The following is an 18,960-nucleotide window of genomic DNA, read 5'->3' as shown; positions in this document are numbered from 1 at the left end:
GATGAAACGATGGATCGCACTAAACAAGATAGAATTTCTATTGACCAAACGGCAATTAGTCTATTATCTATTATCCGTAGGGATGCCGACAGCCTTCTATTTATTCTTTTCAGGCATGTACCAGGACACACCAGGTGGACCAGATAATTTTATGCGTGATTACCTCATCTCCATGACGGCTTTTTCCATGATGTCGACAGCTATGTTTTCATTCCCAGCTGTTTTACATACCGATAAAATCAACAACTGGCAGAAAACATTACGCCATACTCCGGTAAATATGGTAGAATATTATCTATCAAAGATAACAAGTATGATGGTTGATTATCTGGTCTCAATCCTGGTTGTTTTCTCAGTTGGGCACTTGGTCAGAGGTGTGGATATGCCTCTAGGAAGCTGGATTGGGGCTGCGTTCTTGCTGATAGTAGGAAGTATTGCCTTTGTAGCGCTTGGCTTGATCCTGACTCTCTTACCGTCCAGTCAGCTGATGTCTGTCGTGGGCAATCTTCTCTATCTAGGCTTGGCTGTTTTAGGCGGACTCTGGATGCCCATCTCTTTATTTCCAGACTGGATGCAAGCAATCGGAAAGTGCCTACCAACTTATCAGTTGATGGAGTTGCTCAAGACCTTCTTAAACGAGAGTGGCATCAATTTATCAGCCACAGTTTATCTACTTGTTTTTTCAGCAGTTTTATTTGGTTTGACTATTTACCTTCAAGGTCATAAGGAGAATGCTTAATGCTTGAAAGACTGAAAAGCATAGATTATATGTATTGGGCCAGTTTGATTTTTATGGTTTTTCCCATCGTTCCTGTAGTGACTGGGGAGCTTCCTAGCTGGCATTTGTTGATTGATATTCTATTTGTCTTGGCTTACTTAGGTGTTTTAACCACCAAGAGTCAGCGTTTATCCTGGCTCTGTTGGGTTATCATGCTAGCCTATGTAGCTGGCTATACTGCCTTTGTTGGTGTAAATTATATCTGGTTCTTCTTTTTCCTTGCCAATCTCTTAATTTATCATTTCGGCGTACGTAGTTTTAATTCTTTACATGTCCGAACTTTTCTCCTTGCTCAAGTCCTTGTTGTGGGGCAACTTTTGATTTTTCAGGAAGTTGAAGTTGAGTTTCTAGTCTATCTACTTGGAATTCTCACTTTTATCGATTTAATGACTTTTGGCTTGGTTCGGATTCGCATTGTGGAGGATTTGAAAGAAGCGCAGGCCAAGCAAAATGCCCAGATAAATCTCTTGTTAGCTGAAAATGAACGCAGTCGTATCGGTCAGGATTTGCATGATAGTCTGGGACATACCTTTGCGATGCTGAGTGTCAAGACAGATTTAGCCTTGCAGTTGTTTCAGATGGAGGCTTATCCACAGGTGGAAAAGGAATTAAAAGAAATTCACCAGATCAGCAAGGATTCCATGAATGAAGTGCGAACCATTGTGGAAAATCTGAAATCACGGACCCTAGCTTCAGAGCTTGAGACTGTTAAGAAGATGCTAGAAATTGCTGGGATTGAGGTTGAGGTTGATAATCAATTAGACAAGGCTAGTTTGACCCAGGATGTAGAGTCGACGGCTGCTATGATTTTGTTAGAACTGGCGACCAATATCATCAAGCATGCCAGAGCTGAAAAAGCCTATCTAAAACTGGAACGTACAGATCAGGAGTTGGTCCTGACAGTTAGAGATGATGGGAAAGGTTTTGCAACTGTAAAAGGGAATGAACTTCATACAGTCCGTGACCGTGCAGGAGCCTTCTCAGGTCAAGTAGAGCTGGTCAGTTTGAAAGATCCCACAGAGGTGCGCGTGCATCTGCCTTATAAGGAGAGAAAGTAGATGAAAGTATTAGTCGCAGAAGATCAAAGTATGCTTAGAGATGCCATGTGCCAGCTCTTAAGCTTTCAGCCAGATGTGGAGGCTGTCTTGCAGGCAAAAGATGGAGCCGAGGCTATTGAGGTTTTGGGGAAAGAAGCAGTAGACATTGCCATCCTTGACGTCGAAATGCCAGTAAAGACGGGACTAGAAGCGCTCGAGTGGATCAAACAAGAAGTGCCTAAAACAAAGGTGGTTATCGTTACGACCTTTAAACGCCCAGGTTATTTTGAACGAGCGGTCAAAGCAGGAGTCGACGCCTATGTCTTGAAAGAGCGAAGCATCGCCGAACTCATGCAAACCCTGCATACGGTGTTAGAGGGACGCAAGGAATATTCTCCAGAGCTGATGGAAGTCATGATGACCCATCCCAATCCCTTGACTGAGCAAGAAGTCGCTGTTTTGCATGGAGTTGCCCAAGGCCTCTCCAACCAAGAAATTGCGGATAAGCTCTACCTCTCAAACGGCACCGTCCGTAATTACATGACCAATATCCTCTCCAAACTAGGCGCCAGCAACCGAACCGAAGCAGCCAAAACTGCCGAAGAAGAAGGCTGGTTGTGAGGGGGGAGAAAGAAAACATCTCTTAGAAATAGATCTAAGAGATGTTTTTGTGTTATTCAAGTCTATTTGGCTACCCAGCCGATAGCATCGTGTGGTGGGTTTTCGGTGTCAATCCAGATAAATTCAATACCGATTTCACCATTTTTAAACTTGGTCAATCGAATGCCGTTGATTTCTAGTTCATTGAGTCTTTGACCTGTCAAAACTTCTCGTTCCTTCAACTGGAAAACACCACGCAAGATCCAATTTCCAAGAATTTCTTGCTTATCAGTTGACTGAATCGCCTTACCAGCTTCTTGGTTGATATAGGCATTGATGACATCACCAGAAGGTAAAAATCTTAGTTTAAAGGTTCTTTCCTCTTTGGATAGAGCTAGTTTTTTAGTCCCAGGTTCAAAAGTCCCAAATCCAGGGCCAAAGAAGTCGGGCCTTTCGTCATGGAAGTTCTTGGAGTCAGGTAGGGGAATGTAAACCTCGCTAACTGGACGATAAACTAGCTGTTCAATTTCTTTAATGAGTTTTTCATTGCCAGTATTATGGGCAAAGTGAATCAAGTTCTCACGAATCGCCTTCATCTTAGCTTTTTCTTCCTTGCTAGTCCATTTTTTCAAGAGGATTTCTTCTAGGGAGAAGGTCACAAAAGCTAGTTCTTCTGGAGCCAGACTGTCCTTAAATTTATCCTGAATCTTTAAAATTCGTGGGAGACGATCTTTTTTGGCTAGTTTTGAACCACCATTAAAGGCATTGAAACCAGAGTTTTCTTCTACATTTCCATGTTTGTCTGTGATTACCCAAGACACCGTTTCTAAGATATGGGATTGTTCCTTTTCAGCTGTTAGCAAATGAAGATTTTCAAAGAGAGAAAAAGGATCTTCGATGTAATGAACGTCCCAAGTATCTACCACAATGTCTTTATTGTTAAAAGTCATGTGGAGCTGGCTGTCAGCTGCTGTGTACTTGTAGTGGTGTTGCCCATCTGTAAATCGGAAATTAGTTGGATTGTTTTTGGTAGTTGATCCTTCAATGACCAGATTATCGATATCAACTGGTAAATAAGATGTTTCACCGACAAAAATCCTTGGATTTTCTCCCTTTGGTGTTGGCATTAGAACGTGATAAACAGCTTCAACATTGACTGAGTCAGAGTTGAATCCCTTGATTTGCGCCTTAGAAGATTCGATTCTCTGATTCCTCAAAGTCGCAATCTTTCGAGCTAACTCTTCATAGCGTTGATAATTTTCCTTGTCTGCAGCTTCTTTATCCGCTGAAATATCCGCATGAAACTTGATATCACCCAACAAGTCCGTCCATGATTGAGAATCTTTCTTAAACTGAGCGATTTTTTGGTCTCCTGAATTAATCCCAAAAGACTTGATACCCACTAGGTATTTATGATTTTCATCTACAACGACGGAAGCATCATAGGAAGTATTGGCAATATCTTCCCCTACGGCATTAAAGGCTTTTTGAAAAACAGTCTCCTGAAATTTGGAGTTGACAATCGGAGCCACATAATTCTCTGTTTGTTCCTCGTCTTCGGATTCTGCCTTTTGAGAGAAAGCCTGGCTCAAGCTAGCGAAGTTGGTAATTAAGGTTTTGTATTTGTCTTTTTGTTCAGACTTTAGATGTTCCCACATAAGCGCCCTCTTTTCTATTTTCAGTATATCAAAAGAAGATTAGTTTTTCACTAATCCTCTTATATATTCGTTAATTAATACTGTAAAATTCGAGTTTGCCTTGTTTTTTTACAAGTCTCAAATATTCTTCATCTGATAGAATTGCTAAACCATCGTCATAAGACTTGATTTTTTCAAGAGCCTGGTCATAACTATCCACAAAGTCCTTGACATAGGATTGGCCTTCAAATTGCCCATTCATCTTGGTGTAGATAATGGCAAATTTTCCAGAGCGGTCAAGCTGAGATTGTCCTCGGCTCTCATTTAAAGCCTTAGCAACTTTCTCTGCAATGCGTTTAATTACGGGAACAACGACACTGTTTCCAGCTTGCTTGTAGAGCTGACCGTTAGAAACCCCCTCTGGGATTTTAAAGGATTTAGGATATCCTTGAACGTTAAAAGTTTCTTTGGGAGTCAACTTACGAATCTCACCACTGTCCGTCAGGATCAGAGGAACATTGTGACCGCCTGTTCCCATATTAGCTGTCAAGGTAGGGACGACTCCGTTTTTATTTTCACGAACATATTGACGGCGCCATTGGTAGACCGTATCTTGACTGGTCACTTCAAACTTTAACTGGTCGTAGAAATTTTGCTTGCCTTCACGGTAGTAGTAGACCTCGTCTAGCTGATCACCAAAGTTAATCACATCCTGAAGAGTTGTAGTCAGCTTGATTTCCTCTGGGAATTCAAACAAGTCATAAGCTTCCTTGGTATCAAAGCCAACAATGTAAATCCGCTCACGGTTTTGTGGGATATTTCCATAGTCTTTCCCATTGAGAACCTTCCACTTAATGAAGTAGTTGTTCTCGGTCAAGGCTTCACGAATAACCTTAAAGGTATTGCCATGGTCATGACCGACCATATTCTTGACGTTTTCGATGAAAATGGCACGAGGTCTGCATCCCTCAATCATGCGAAGTAATTCAAAGAAAAGATCGCCACGATCATCATCAAAGCCCTTGCGATAACCCGCAATACTAAAGGCCTGACAAGGGAAACCTCCCATAATCACATCCACGCGCTCAGCTGGAATGTCTTCTGGCTGAACATCGTGAATATCACGACCATCCAAATAGATATCAGGATGGTTTAACTGATAAGTCTGACGCGCATACTTATCAAATTCATTGGCATACACCACTCTGAACTCGTTGGTCTGTTCAAATCCCAACTCAATTCCCCCAACACCTGAGAAGAAAGCTGCAATGTTGTACTTCTCAGAGCGGTTCGAACTTACAGAATTTGTCATGTAGTAACCTGCTTTCTAAAATAAAAGATATATGGCTCTATATAGTTTATAAAAAATATTGTTCTAATTCAAATTTTTCAATTCCTTGCTTTGAAAGTATGTACTCTCTTAAATGTTGATTTGCTCTTGGATTATAAAAATCATCAAACTCTATGTTTTGAATTTGGTTATCCTTTTTTAGCGTGTTATATAGATTTTTACTTAATCCTAGTTGCGAAATTTGCAACTCTTTTATGTCATTTGTTCCAAACATAAACAAATTATACAAATCATCAGAGATAATATTAAATTCTCTTAATGAATTTACTAATAAGCCAATTTCAAAATCTACAAATTCATCATCGATTTGTAGTTTAATAATGGCGATGTTATACATATCATATTCTCTAGTTTTATAGTCATTTAAATCTATATAGACTTTTGCCCTGGAATCATTATAATCATTCGACTGATATGCCTTTTCTCCAAATTGGCTACCAACATATTGCATGAAATTTTTATCATGATCCGAAGGAGAACTTAAAATATCTTTCCAATATGATACTAAATTATTTACTCTATCCTTTAGAGGAGAATAGGCGCTTGGAATAAAACCTGAATAATAATTAATCGTAGGTTCAAACCGCAAACGTTTGACATTGTTATTCGGATGAAAATACCTATAGTCTATATCTCTATCGACACCTTCAGAAACAAAATTATCAAAAAAAACTTCCTTAACTTTAAGCAAAATTTCTTTGTAGACATTATCAGCATTATGGATAATTTCTGTTTTATTTATAATTTTCTCTAATTTTATTAAACCTAAATCAGTATAATTTAATAGTTGCTGAGCTCCAGATCTCGTGAGACGAGAAATAAAACTAGGATTATCAAAATCATTAACTATATTACTTTCTAAAGCTAAAATTTTCTCAGAATTTTCTAAATTAGATCTATTTACTACAGAATTTTCTAACAGTGGATTTTTTACAGAATCCTTAATATTACTTCGTAAAGATTCAACTGTTTTCTTTAATTGACCATTTCTATTTTGAGGATAGCTATCAAGTTCCACAAAGTGTACAGGAACTAAGATTTTATTTAGTTCACCATTATTTGAAAAAATCTCATTTAATCTATTGACTCTACCAACTAAGTTTATTAGTTCATTAGTAGCTGAAAAACCTGAAATAAAGAATAAAGAGTCGATAGGCATATTCATACCAGCGAGAATAACTGAATTGGCAATTAAATGTTTAATTGAAGTATCATCTCTAAAACATTTCAGAAGATAATTCCTTATATTATTTGGTAGTCTACCATGTAAATATAGAATTCCTTTTGATAAAAATTCAATTAGCTTAAATTTAGGATGAACTATATACTTCAATTCTTCAATTAAATTACCGAGTGAATTTGGTAACTCATCATACTCAGGTAATTGGTCAAATAATTCTTTAGCGTAATGTTCTATATAAATAGGCCTATATAAATAATGCAAATTTTTTTTGTAATTTTTACTACAGTTAACAATATATTTTAAATTATTTTCCGTATTAGGTAATTTAAAAAAGTAACCCAGATATTGCTCGAAGACAAACTGTTCATTGGAATTACTAACATATCTTATATCTAAAACCTTCAAATTATTGTTAATTTTATACTGCTCTACATCCCCTTCTTCATTTTTTAACAATAAATTCTTAACATTTTGAATTAGAGGTGAAAAATAGTATATATTTAGTCCAGGATTTAGTTTCTTGTTGAGTTTAAGTAATCTTGCTAATAATAGGCTTCTATTTGCATGTTTCAAACCGAAATCAAAGTTAAACAGTTCATGCGCTTCGTCTATATAGAGAGAATCGAATATTAAGTTTTGTTCAATTAATCGCAACGCTCTCTCCTGTGTAACAATTGCAAGTACTCGTCGATCAGAATCATTATAATTCTGTTCATGAGTTATAATTTTCCTATTTAATTCTCTTAACTTTTTTGCTTCTCGGAGTACTTGGTCAATCAACGCTTTAGTAGGTACTATAATTCCAATATTGTCCAACTCATTATTTTTTAAAATATGTTGATAAATTATTTCGCTTTTTCCATATGATGTTGGAGCAATAAAAGCAAATGTTTTATTTTCTGAAGTAATTATTTCCTTAGATACTTTATCTTGTTCAAACGTGTTCATTTTATCACCATTTGAGAATTGAGCAAGTTTTAAATCCGAAAGAAAATAATTCAATATTCCTTCATCTACCAAACCACTTTTTAAAAGTTTTCGTGCAATTGGATAATAACCAAAATTAACTGAAAAATCGTATAGAGCTCTGTAATCTTTGATTTTAAAGCATGTTCTAACAATAATTGAATACGCAAACTCTATATAATAACTTCTGGATCTGTTTTTTTCAAATTCTTCAATAAATAACAATGATATTGCAAATAAATATTCTGCGTCTCGATTAGTTAATTTCTCTTTTATAAACAATAATTCTAAGATAGTATTTACAATCTCTTCTCTTTTAGAGAGTGTTGTCAATGTACTTTTTCCATCGCTACTCATCAATGATTTCCTCTAAGTATTCCAAAAATATTTCAATAGTTTGTAAATTAATTGCGATAATTATTTCATCTTTTGATTGATGATTTTTTATAAAATTATTTAAGGTAGAAATCTCAAAATTAATTTCATTAATATGATGGTTCCCTCTCTTATCTGGTATAATCGTCGATCCTATAATAACGTTATTATCCTCAATTTTAAAATAATTTCCATTAGTATAATCTGTTGATAATTCCGCAACTTTTTGAACTAAACTATGTGGTGATTGAGCAATCTTTGTATGATTATATGCATTCCGCCACGGATTATTGATTTTTTCATTTTCACCAGATAATTGCTTCTTTAACCCATTGTATGCTCTATATACTGTATTCCTATGACTGTTATTATGTCCTATCTGACTAGATTTACTCTCTAACAACCAGAATCTTTCACCCTCAAGTACAAGACCGTCAAACCCTTTTTTAGCAGAATTTTCCTCTAAATTTCTAAAGCAATATTCTTGAGAAAAACCTTTCGTTCTCAATAAACATATGACGACTAATTCCGCTATTGCTCCATTTCTTTTGTTAATGTCAATTCTTCTAAGATAATTTAGCAATTCTCTTGCTTCTTCCTTCAAAGATAAGGAACTTTCACGTCCCGAAATAATCGTTAACAAATTCTCTTTAATAAAAGTTTTATCCGTTTCAGATAACTGTTCAATAGCTAGTCTTAAATAACGGTAATTCTTCTCACTACGTTCAAACTCAATATCTGATATAGACAATTTAATAACCTACTTTAACACTTTATTTTCCATTATACCAAAAAAACACGGCATTCCGCCGTGTTTTGATAGATTAATATTATTTTTTTAAGGCATTAATAATGTTTCTCGTAAGTTTTTTACCCGCACCTTGATTTTTGGGATGAGTCCGTAGATATGCGTGGACTTTAGTACCAGTATCAGAACGAGTATATCCATTTGTATTGACAATTTTGTTTTGTAAGATTTTCTTAAGAATTCCCATTTTGCTTACCCTAAAAATTTCAAATTAGTTTCTTCATCTCATCAATACGCGCAACGGTCGCGTCGTATTTGGCTTGGTAGTCGGCTTGTTTGTCGCGTTCTTTTTGGACGACTTCTGGTTTGGCGTTGGCTACGAAGCGTTCGTTAGAGAGCTTCTTACCGACCATATCCAGTTCTTTTTGCCATTTAGCGAGTTCCTTGTCGAGACGAGCGAGTTCTTCTTCGACATTGAGGAGGTCTGCCAGTGGCAAGTAGATTTCTGCTCCTGTGATGACGCTTGACATAGCAAGTTCAGGTGCAGGGATGTTTGATGCGATTTCCAAGTGTTCTGGATTTGTGAAGCGTTTGATGTAGTTAACATTGCTGTTAAAGAAAGCTTCCAAGTCGCTATCGCTTGTCTTCACAAGGATGGTGATTGGCTTGCTTGGTGCAACATTTACTTCAGCACGCGCATTACGAACAGCACGGATCAAGTCTTTGAGACTTTCTACCCCAGTGTGGGCTACGAGGTCTTCAAAGGCTGGGTTTACAGTTGGGTATTCCGCTGTAACGATAGAGCCTTCTGAGATTTGTCCAAAGATTTCCTCTGTCACGAATGGCATGATTGGGTGAAGGAGACGAAGGATCTTGTCCAAAGTGTAAAGGAGAACAGAACGTGTGATGACTTTCTCTTCTTCGTTATCGCTATAAAGGACTTCCTTGGTCAACTCAACATACCAGTCCGCAAACTCGTCCCAGATGAAGTTGTAGAGGATGTGTCCAGCTACCCCAAATTCAAACTTGTCAAAGTTTTCAGTGACTTTTCCGATGGTTTCATTGAGGTTGTGGAGAATCCAACGGTCAGTGACATTTCCAGCTTCCTTGTTAACAACTTTTTCCACATTGGCAGTTGCTTGCTCAAGGGTCAAACCTTCGTTGTTCATGAGGATGTAGCGAGAGATGTTCCAGATCTTGTTGATGAAGTTCCAAGAAGCATCCATTTTCTCATAAGAGAAGCGCACGTCTTGACCTGGTGCAGAACCGTTTGAAAGGAACCAACGGAGGGCATCGGCACCATATTTCTCGATAACATCCATTGGGTCAATCCCGTTACCGAGTGACTTAGACATCTTGCGTCCTTGCTCGTCACGAATGAGACCGTGAATCAGGACGTTTTGGAATGGCTGACGACCAGTGAATTCCAAAGATTGGAAGATCATACGAGACACCCAGAAGAAGATGATATCATAACCAGTCACCAAGGTTGAAGTTGGGAAGTAACGTTTGAAGTCTTCTGAGTCGACATCAGGCCAGCCCATAGTTGAGAATGGCCAAAGGGCAGAACTGAACCAAGTATCCAAGACGTCTTCGTCTTGAGTCCATCCGTCGCCTTCTGGAGCTTCTTCGCCGACGTACATTTCACCCTCAGCATTGTACCAAGCAGGGATTTGGTGACCCCACCAGAGCTGACGAGAGATTACCCAGTCATGGACATTTTCCATCCATTGAAGGAAGGTATCGTTGAAACGAGGTGGGTAGAATTCGACCTTGTCCTCTGTGTCTTGGTTGGCAATAGCATTTTTCGCCAATTGGTCCATCTTGACAAACCATTGTGTAGACAAGCGTGGCTCAACCACAACACCTGTACGCTCTGAGTGACCAACACTGTGGACACGTTTTTCAATTTTAACGAGGGCACCGATTTCTTCCAACTTAGCAACGACTGCCTTACGAGCTTCGAAACGGTCCATGCCTGCAAATTCAAAGGCAAGCTCGTTCATAGTTCCGTCGTCGTTCATGACGTTGACTTGTGGCAAGTTGTGGCGTTGACCAACCAAGAAGTCGTTTGGATCATGGGCAGGCGTGATTTTCACGACACCAGTACCAAACTCAGGATCTGCGTGCTCATCTCCAACGATTGGGATGAGTTTATTAGCGATTGGAAGGACGACGTTTTTACCAATCAAGTCCTTGTAGCGTGGGTCTTCTGGATTGACTGCAACGGCAACGTCTCCAAACATAGTCTCAGGACGAGTAGTCGCCACTTCAAGGGCGCGTGAGCCATCTTCTAGCATGTAGTTCATGTGGTAGAAGGCACCTTCGACGTCCTTGTGGATCACCTCGATATCAGAAAGGGCTGTACGGGCTGCTGGGTCCCAGTTGATGATAAACTCACCACGGTAGATCCAGCCTTTCTTGTAAAGGTCCACAAAGACCTTGCGAACGGCTTTTGACAAACCTTCGTCAAGGGTGAAACGCTCACGAGAGTAGTCTACAGAAAGCCCCATCTTGCCCCATTGTTCCTTGATGGTAGTGGCATATTCGTCTTTCCATTCCCAGACTTTCTCAAGGAATTTTTCACGACCTAGGTCATAACGGCTGATGCCCTCACCACGCAAGCGCTCCTCAACCTTAGCCTGAGTCGCAATCCCCGCGTGGTCCATACCTGGAAGCCAAAGCGTATCAAAACCTTGCATGCGTTTTTGACGTATGATAATATCCTGCAAAGTCGTATCCCAAGCGTGACCAAGGTGAAGTTTACCAGTTACGTTTGGTGGTGGAATTACGATTGAATAAGGCTTAGCCTTTTGATCGCCTGAAGGCTTGAAAACATCCGCGTCAAGCCATTTTTGGTAACGACCAGCCTCAACCTCGGCTGGATTGTATTTAGGTGAAAGTTCTTTAGACATGTGTTTGTCCTTTCTCTATTATTTTTATTTTATTTTGAATCTGCTTAGCAACTTCTTCTGCAGACAAATTCGTATTATCAATTTTCAGGTAGTGGTGAAGACCACTCGGTTGCTTTTGAGAATTAAGTTGATCTGTTTTATCAGTCTCTAAAATTTCTCTTTCAGATACCTCAAAATTCCGTTTCAAGGGTTTGTATTTCAACCGATTCTCCGTCCGATTGCGACGTAAGCGCTCCTCAAGAGACGTTTCTAATTCAACAAAGAGAATCTCTTGATGATAATCATTTAATAAATCTTGAATATTCTTCAAATACATCAGATGGTATTGATTTGAAAAATCAGTTACACCTGTTAAAATCACCGACCGATGATGCCTGGCGCTTGTTCCAAGAAAAGAAAAGTTAACGCTACGAACAAATTCCCACATTTCTTCCGTAAAATCCTGATAGATTTCGAGTGCAAAATCAATGGGTTGATGGTTGAAAAAGAGAGTCGCACCGGTGAGTTTCGAAAGTTCCTGACCAATGGTCATTTTCCCTGCAGCTGGAGCCCCAATGATGAAAACATGCATCAATCCACCTCCCACTCACTCTTCAGCAATCCGTATCTCAAATCATCACAGCGATTCCCTTGGGCATCTTTGCGGTCTCGGATTCTAGCTTCAAGGGTAAAGCCAAGCTTCTCAGCGACACGTTGACTTTGGATATTGTAGCCAAAGCAAGACAATTCTACCTTATGAAGCCCCAGTTCTTTAAAAGCTAAATCAATCAAGGCACGCGCTGCTTCAGGAACATAACCGCGGCCCCAATAGTCTGGGTGCAAGGTATAGCCAATCTCTAGCACATCATCTTCGTGGCGATGGGGGAAATCGACAGAACCAATGATTTTATCGGTCCCTTTAATCACAATTCCATAGCCTGCTGGGAGATTATCCTTTTGATTACGCTCGGGAAGGATATGTTCTAGGTAATAAATCTCATCTTCCAAGGTTTTGACAGGTGGAAACCCTGCTGGGTAAGAGACTTCTGGACGACTGGCATAGCCAAAGATATCCTCAGCATCCTCCACAGTACGGACTCGTAAGACTAGACGCTTGGTTTCGATTCGTTCTGGCAGTTCAGCTCTTTTCATTCTTCTTCCTCGCTTTCTTGATAAAGCTCCCCATGGGATCGACTCGGTCATCTAGATAACGGTAAACGCGCTGATGGCCGTCCCCCATAAAGTAAGTCGGCGCAAAACGGTCATTTTTAAAATGCCCCTTGTCATCTAAGAGCTTTGGATCAGCCAGTCGCTCAAGAATCTTAGCAAAGATATGGCAGATGCCATCTTCCTCGATAATCCTATCCACCTGGCAATCCAATACGACTGGACAGGCCTCCAAAATCGGAGCCTGAGTCAGTTCAGAAATCTCATAGTCAAGCCCCAGGTGTTTCAATTTCTCCCGATGGCTGATGAAGCCAGCCTGCTCCATCTCAAGCATGAGGTTTTCATCAGGGATGTTTACGGTAAACTGTTGATAATGCTTAATCTGGTCGGCTGCATTTTCCTCAGCACCAACACCGATGACCAGCCAATCGCCCAGACTATAAGAGGAGCTGCAGGTTGTGATATTGTACCCAAAGTTCTGGTCCTGATACCCTAAGATGAAGATAGGAAAACCATAGTAGAGTTTACTTGTTTTGAAAGATTGTTTCATGACAACTTCCTTTGGCTAAGGGTGTAAAAGAAAAATCGCCCCTGTCATTAATCTGACAGGGACGAATGTGTTTATCCGCGGTACCACCCAATTTCGGGCAGATGCCCGCATCTCTTGTCTTTTAAACAAAAAGACATTTATATTTCAATTTTTAATTTCAACTCACTAGCAACCAGTTTTGACACATTTGTGGACTTCTCAGCTCCGCCACTTTCTGTAAAATGTGGGACTCAAAACACCTCTAATGGCTATATTTTAACAAGTTTTTGACGGAAATGCAAGGAACAAGAAAGATTACTTGAACTTGATGCCGTTTTCTTTTAATTTCTTGATTGTAGCTGGACCGATTCCTTTCAAAGCAAGGAGTTCTTTTTCTGTCCAGTTTTTGAAGTCAGCAGCAGACTTGATCCCTTCATCGTAGAAAGTTTTAGCACGGTCAAGTGGAAGTCCGCCTAGGTCAGCTGCGAAATCTTCAACAGAAGTTGTAAGCTTGTGGGCTTGCTCTTTAGTTGCTTCTACAGCTTTTTCTACTTGCTTAGAGACTGCTTTTCCAGCCTCGCTTGCTGCTTTTTCAGCATGCTTCACAACTTTTTTTGTTTCTTCGACAACCTTGTTCACAGCATTTGAAAGTGCGCCTGAACGACGAAGGCTGTTTCTTAATTGTTTTTTACGTTGTAGTTTTTTTGACATGATAAGATCCTTTCAATAAAAAACCCTTGTGACTGAACAAGGATAAATCTTTATGTTTTATTGTACCAACTTTCTCTGTGAAATGCAAGGCTTGTTAGTTTAGAAAGATAGGAGTTCTATATGGAATTCCGCCTTAGAATAAGAGAATATGATAGAAGAAAAGCGAAAAATATGGTATAATGAAACGATAGATTTTTGAATAGGAATACAATCATGTTTGGATTTTTAAAAAAAGATAAAGTAACAGAAACACCAGCAGTGGTGCCAGCACATATCGGAGTTATCATGGATGGTAATGGTCGTTGGGCTAAAAAACGGATGCAGCCACGTGTCTTTGGGCATAAGGCTGGGATGGATGCTCTGAGAACAGTAGCCATTGCTGCTAGTGATATGGGTGTCAAGGCTATGACAGTTTATGCCTTCTCGACTGAAAATTGGACACGTCCAGACCAGGAAGTCAAGTTTATCATGAACTTGCCTGTTGAATTTTATGATAAGTATGTTCCCGAATTGCACCAAAAGAACATGAAGATCCAAATGATTGGGGAAACCGATCGCTTGCCGAAACAGACTTTTGAAGCTTTGAAAAAGGCAGAGGAGTTGACTAAGTTGAACACAGGTTTGATTCTTAACTTTGCCCTTAATTATGGTGGACGAGCTGAGATTACACAAGCGGTCAAATTGATTGCACAGGATGTTTTGGATGCCAAGGTGAATCCAGGCGATATTACAGAAGAGTTGATTGGGGAATACCTCTTTACAGGGCATTTGCCTAAGGTCTTGCGTGATCCGGACTTAATCATTCGAACGAGTGGGGAGCTTCGCTTGAGCAATTTCTTGCCTTGGCAAGCAGCTTATAGTGAACTTTATTTCACAGATGTTTTGTGGCCTGACTTTGATGAGGAAGCTTTGAAAGAAGCTATTGCAGAGTATAATCGCCGCAATCGTCGATTTGGAGGAGTTTAGGAAGAAGTTATGAAAAAGGATTTATTAAAGAGAACCATATTTGCCGCTCTTGCTTTAGCAATCTTTATCCCGCTCTTGGTGATTGGTGGGCTTTGGTTACAGATTGCTATGGGACTTCTAGCTATGCTAGGGGTGCACGAGTTGCTTCAGATGAAAGGGTTAAACACCATGACACCTGAGGGTTTGCTGACCTTGTTAGCGACTTTTGCACTGACAATCCCCCTAGAAAACTACTTGACATTTTTACCTGTAGATGGGAATGTTGTCGCATATGGTGTTGTGATTTTTATCATGTTAGGTTGCACTGTTTTTAGCAAGAATTACACCATTGAGGATGCTGTATACCCGATTGCCATGAGTTTCTATGTTGGTTTTGGCTTTAATGCTTTAGTGGATGCTCGAATCGCAGGTTTGGATAAAGCCCTCTTGGCCCTCTGTATCGTATGGGCAACTGATAGTGGTGCTTACTTGGTCGGAATGAATTTCGGTAAGAGAAGATTGGCTCCGAGAGTCTCTCCGAACAAATCAATCGAGGGAGCCTTTGGTGGAATTTTAGCTGCCATGCTTGTTACTCTTATCTTTATGTTAGTGGATAATACAGTTGCCCTTCCTTATGGCATTTACAAAATGACGCTCTTTGCTATTTTCTTTAGTATTGCAGGGCAATTGGGTGACTTGATTGAGAGTGCCATGAAACGCCATTTTGGTGTCAAGGATTCGGGGAAATTTATCCCAGGACATGGTGGGGTGCTTGATCGCTTTGACTCTATGTTGGCTGTTTTCCCTATTATGCACCTCTTTGGCTTATTTTAAGGAAAGGTGAACAGAAATTAAATGTTAGGATTATTAACCTTTATCCTTGTTTTTGGAATTATTGTGGTGGTTCACGAGTTCGGACATTTCTACTTTGCTAAGAAGTCTGGCATTCTGGTTCGTGAATTTGCCATTGGTATGGGTCCGAAAATCTTTGCCCATATCGGGAAAGATGGGACAGCTTACACGATTCGTCTCCTACCGCTTGGTGGGTATGTCCGCATGGCAGGTTGGGGCGAGGATACCACAGAGATTAAGACAGGAACTCCTGTTAGTTTAACTTTGGCTGAAGATGGCAAGGTGAAGCGAATTAATCTTTCTGGTAAGAAGGTCGACCAAATGGCTCTTCCGATGCAGGTAACCCAATATGACTTTGAAGATAAACTCTTTATCACAGGTCTGGTCTTGGAAGAGGAAAAAACTTTTTCTGTAGACCATGATGCAACTATCGTGGAAGCTGATGGAACAGAAGTTCGTATCGCTCCGCTAGATGTTCAATATCAGAATGCGACTGTCTGGGGCAAGCTGATTACCAATTTTGCGGGCCCCATGAACAACTTTATTTTGGGAGTCATCGTCTTCTGGATTTTGATTTTCATGCAAGGTGGTGTTCGAGATACGCAAAGCAATAACTTTAGTATCATCCCTGATAGCGCGATTGCTAAGGCTGGTGTTGAAAATACAGCACAAATCACTAAAGTCGGTTCACACGAAATTAGTAACTGGCAAGATTTGATTCAGGCTGTTGAAGCAGAGACCAAAGACAAAACAGCACCGGTATTGGATGTAACAGTCTCTGAAAATGGAACTGAAAAACAAGTCAGTGTGACCCCTGAGGAAAACCAAGGTCGCTATATTCTAGGTGTTCAACCGAGACTCAAATCAGATATCTGGTCTATGTTTGTAGGTGGATTTACTAGTGCGGCTGACTCGGCCTTGCGCATTCTCAATGCCTTGAAGAGCTTGATTTTTCAGCCTGACTTGAATAAATTGGGTGGACCTGTTGCTATCTTTAAGGCAAGTAGTGATGCTGCTAAAAATGGTCTTGAGAATGTCTTGTTCTTCTTGGCTATGATTTCCATCAATATCGGTATTTTCAACTTAATTCCTATCCCGGCACTAGACGGTGGTAAAATCGTGCTCAACATCATCGAAGCTATTCGCCGTAAACCGCTGAAACAAGAAATTGAAACCTATGTGACTCTAGTTGGAGTTGTGATTATGGTTGTCTTGATGATCGCCGTGACTTGGAACGACATCATGCGTACCTTCTTTTAAGAATTAGAGGAAAAATATGAAACAAAGTAAAATGCTTATTCCAACGCTTCGCGAAATGCCAAGCGATGCTCAAGTTATCAGCCACGCCCTTATGTTGCGTGCTGGTTATGTTCGCCAAGTATCAGCAGGAGTCTATTCTTACCTGCCACTTGCTAACCGTGTTATCGAAAAAGCCAAGAACATCATGCGTCAAGAGTTTGACAAGATGGGTGCTGTTGAAATGTTGGCTCCAGCCCTTCTTAGTGCTGACCTTTGGCGTGAATCTGGCCGTTATGAAACCTACGGTGAAGATTTGTACAAATTGAAGAATCGTGAAAAATCTGACTTTATCTTGGGTCCGACTCACGAAGAAACCTTCACAGCGATTGTCCGTGATTCTGTCAAGTCTTACAAGCAATTGCCTTTGAACTTGTACCAAATCCAGCCTAAGTATCGTGATGAAAAACGTCCACGTAATGGACTTCTTCGGACACGTGAGTTCATCATGAAAGACGGCTATAGCTTCCACGCTAACTACGATAGCTTGGATGTAACCTATGATGAGTACAAGGCAGCTTACGAGCGTATCTTTACTCGTAGTGGCTTGGACTTCAAAGCCATCATCGGTGACGGTGGAGCCATGGGTGGTAAGGATAGCCAAGAATTTATGGCCATCACACCTGCTCGTACAGACCTTGACCGTTGGGTTGTTTTAGACAAGTCTGTCGCATCATTTGATGAGATTCCTGTAGATGTACAGAAAGAAATCAAGGCAGAATTGCTCAAATGGATGGTTTCTGGTGAAGATACCATTGCCTACTCAAGTGAGTCAAGCTATGCAGCTAACTTGGAAATGGCAACTAACGCCTACAAACCAAGCAACCGTGTTGTGACTGAAGATCAAGTGACTCGCGTGGAAACACCAGGTGTCAAATCGATTGATGAAGTCGCAGCCTTCTTGAATGTCTCTGAAGAGCAAACAATCAAGACCTTGGTTTATATCGCAGACGAGGAGCCAATTGTAGCTTTACTGGTTGGCAACGACCAACTCAACGAAGTTAAATTGAAAAACTATCTTGGAGCAGACTTCTTAGAACCTGCAACTGAGGCAGAAGTGAAAGAATTGTTGGGAGCGGACTTTGGTTCACTTGGCCCAGTCAATCTTCCAGAAAATGTCAAGATTATCGCAGACCGCAAGGTGCAAGATAGTCGCAATGCTGTTGTAGGTGCCAACGAAGATGGCTACCACTTGACTGGTGTAAACCCAGGTCGTGACTTCACTGCTGAGTATGTGGATATCCGTGAAGTTCGTGAAGGTGAAATTTCTCCTGACGGACAAGGTGTTCTCAACTTTGCGCGTGGTATTGAAATTGGTCACATTTTTAAACTTGGGACTCGCTACTCAGCAAGTATGGGAGCAGATGTCTTGGACGAAAATGGCCGCGCTGTACCAATCATCATGGGATGCTACGGTATCGGTGTCAGCCGTCTCCTTTCAGCAGTTATGGAGCAACATGCTCGCCTCTTTGTTAACAAAACTCCAAAGGGTGAATACCGTTACGCTTGGGGAATCAACTTCCCTAAAGAATTGGCGCCATTTGATGTGCACTTGATTCCAGTTAACGTCAAGGATGAAGAAAGTCTTGCATTGACAGATCGTATCGAAGAAGCCTTGGTCAACAAAGGTTACGAAGTTTTGACAGATGACCGTAACGAACGTGTCGGTGTTAAATTTAGCGATAGCGACTTGATTGGTCTTCCAATCCGTATCACTGTTGGGAAGAAAGCAGCTGATGGTATCGTAGAAGTCAAGATTAAGGCGACAGGAGATACAATCGAAGTTCATACAGATAACTTGCTTGAAACTCTTGAAATCCTAACAAACAAATAAAATCTATAATCAGAAGAAAAACAAGACAAAAATGTAACTAGTTTTTGCCTTGTTTTT

The 18,960-nt window shown here is 40.2% G+C and carries 16 protein-coding genes; 7 read left to right on the top strand and 9 right to left on the bottom strand.

All coding sequences use genetic code 11. From position 1 onward, the window contains the following. Nucleotide 1: 1 nt before the first annotated feature. The 3 genes from AB2B47_RS03845 to AB2B47_RS03835 are packed head-to-tail and all read left to right on the top strand — an operon-like array spanning nucleotide 2 to nucleotide 2,436. Nucleotides 2-739 carry an ABC transporter permease gene (locus tag AB2B47_RS03845; RefSeq protein ID WP_320693671.1) on the top strand — a complete coding sequence of 246 codons (738 nt, stop codon included), beginning with the start codon at nucleotides 2-4 and terminating at the stop codon, nucleotides 737-739. Beyond that, nucleotides 739-1,836, top strand: coding sequence for a sensor histidine kinase (locus AB2B47_RS03840; protein WP_320693670.1), 1,098 nt, complete (start codon nucleotides 739-741; stop codon nucleotides 1,834-1,836). Before AB2B47_RS03845 ends, AB2B47_RS03840 begins: the two co-directional genes overlap by 1 nt. Beyond that, a complete protein-coding gene (locus tag AB2B47_RS03835) occupies nucleotides 1,837-2,436 on the top strand; it encodes a response regulator transcription factor (RefSeq protein WP_320693669.1) in 600 nt (199 codons plus the stop codon). Between the two features lie 62 nt (nucleotides 2,437-2,498). Here AB2B47_RS03835 and AB2B47_RS03830 read toward each other — a convergent pair whose 3' ends face one another. The 9 genes from AB2B47_RS03830 to AB2B47_RS03790 all read right to left on the bottom strand — a co-directional run bounded on the left by AB2B47_RS03830 (nucleotide 2,499) and on the right by AB2B47_RS03790 (nucleotide 13,976). Then, a complete protein-coding gene (locus tag AB2B47_RS03830; protein ID WP_320693668.1) occupies nucleotides 2,499-4,073 on the bottom strand; it encodes a hypothetical protein in 1,575 nt (524 codons plus the stop codon). Nucleotides 4,074-4,143: 70 nt separating this feature from the next. Beyond that, a complete protein-coding gene (gene dcm / locus AB2B47_RS03825) occupies nucleotides 4,144-5,364 on the bottom strand; it encodes a DNA cytosine methyltransferase (protein ID WP_320693667.1) in 1,221 nt (406 codons plus the stop codon). 46 nt (nucleotides 5,365-5,410) lie between these two features. Then, entirely contained in the window at nucleotides 5,411-7,909 is a 2,499-nt protein-coding gene (locus tag AB2B47_RS03820; RefSeq protein ID WP_320693666.1) for a DEAD/DEAH box helicase, read from the bottom strand. Then, on the bottom strand, nucleotides 7,902-8,678 hold the full coding sequence (locus AB2B47_RS03815) for a hypothetical protein (protein WP_150905454.1): 777 nt from the start codon (nucleotides 8,676-8,678) through the stop codon (nucleotides 7,902-7,904). Before AB2B47_RS03815 ends, AB2B47_RS03820 begins: the two co-directional genes overlap by 8 nt. Nucleotides 8,679-8,941: 263 nt before the next feature. After that, the gene (locus AB2B47_RS03810) at nucleotides 8,942-11,590 is read right to left on the bottom strand and encodes a valine--tRNA ligase (RefSeq protein WP_320693665.1); all 2,649 of its coding nucleotides are present in this window, start codon (nucleotides 11,588-11,590) and stop codon (nucleotides 8,942-8,944) included. After that, entirely contained in the window at nucleotides 11,583-12,161 is a 579-nt protein-coding gene (locus tag AB2B47_RS03805) for an AAA family ATPase (protein WP_320693664.1), read from the bottom strand. Before AB2B47_RS03805 ends, AB2B47_RS03810 begins: the two co-directional genes overlap by 8 nt. Beyond that, nucleotides 12,161-12,721 carry a GNAT family N-acetyltransferase gene (locus tag AB2B47_RS03800; RefSeq protein WP_006153024.1) on the bottom strand — a complete coding sequence of 187 codons (561 nt, stop codon included), beginning with the start codon at nucleotides 12,719-12,721 and terminating at the stop codon, nucleotides 12,161-12,163. The genes AB2B47_RS03805 and AB2B47_RS03800 overlap by 1 nt, the downstream gene beginning before the upstream one ends. Next, entirely contained in the window at nucleotides 12,708-13,286 is a 579-nt protein-coding gene (locus AB2B47_RS03795) for a flavin reductase family protein (RefSeq protein ID WP_320693663.1), read from the bottom strand. The genes AB2B47_RS03800 and AB2B47_RS03795 overlap by 14 nt, the downstream gene beginning before the upstream one ends. Nucleotides 13,287-13,580: 294 nt before the next feature. Then, nucleotides 13,581-13,976 (bottom strand): helix-hairpin-helix domain-containing protein, encoded by a 396-nt coding sequence (locus AB2B47_RS03790; protein WP_004250587.1) that lies wholly within the window; start codon nucleotides 13,974-13,976, stop codon nucleotides 13,581-13,583. A 213-nt stretch (nucleotides 13,977-14,189) separates the two neighbouring features. On the opposite strand from AB2B47_RS03790, the gene AB2B47_RS03785 reads away from it, so the two are divergent. Genes AB2B47_RS03785 through AB2B47_RS03770 form a run of 4 tightly spaced genes read left to right on the top strand, consistent with a single transcriptional unit; the run spans nucleotide 14,190 to nucleotide 18,903 of the window. After that, on the top strand, nucleotides 14,190-14,942 hold the full coding sequence (locus AB2B47_RS03785) for an isoprenyl transferase (RefSeq protein ID WP_223334059.1): 753 nt from the start codon (nucleotides 14,190-14,192) through the stop codon (nucleotides 14,940-14,942). Between the two features lie 9 nt (nucleotides 14,943-14,951). Then, nucleotides 14,952-15,755: a phosphatidate cytidylyltransferase gene (locus tag AB2B47_RS03780; protein ID WP_006153025.1), complete on the top strand. Its 804-nt coding sequence runs from the start codon at nucleotides 14,952-14,954 to the stop codon at nucleotides 15,753-15,755. Between the two features lie 21 nt (nucleotides 15,756-15,776). Beyond that, nucleotides 15,777-17,033 (top strand): RIP metalloprotease RseP, encoded by a 1,257-nt coding sequence (rseP, locus tag AB2B47_RS03775; protein WP_006152863.1) that lies wholly within the window; start codon nucleotides 15,777-15,779, stop codon nucleotides 17,031-17,033. Between the two features lie 16 nt (nucleotides 17,034-17,049). Next, nucleotides 17,050-18,903, top strand: a complete 1,854-nt coding sequence (locus tag AB2B47_RS03770) for a proline--tRNA ligase (protein WP_006152839.1) — start codon at nucleotides 17,050-17,052, stop codon at nucleotides 18,901-18,903. Nucleotides 18,904-18,960 lie beyond the last annotated feature (57 nt).

Source organism: Streptococcus wuxiensis (genome assembly GCF_040888245.1).
GTDB lineage: Bacteria > Bacillota > Bacilli > Lactobacillales > Streptococcaceae > Streptococcus > Streptococcus wuxiensis.
This window is presented reverse-complemented; position numbering and strand designations above follow the sequence as displayed.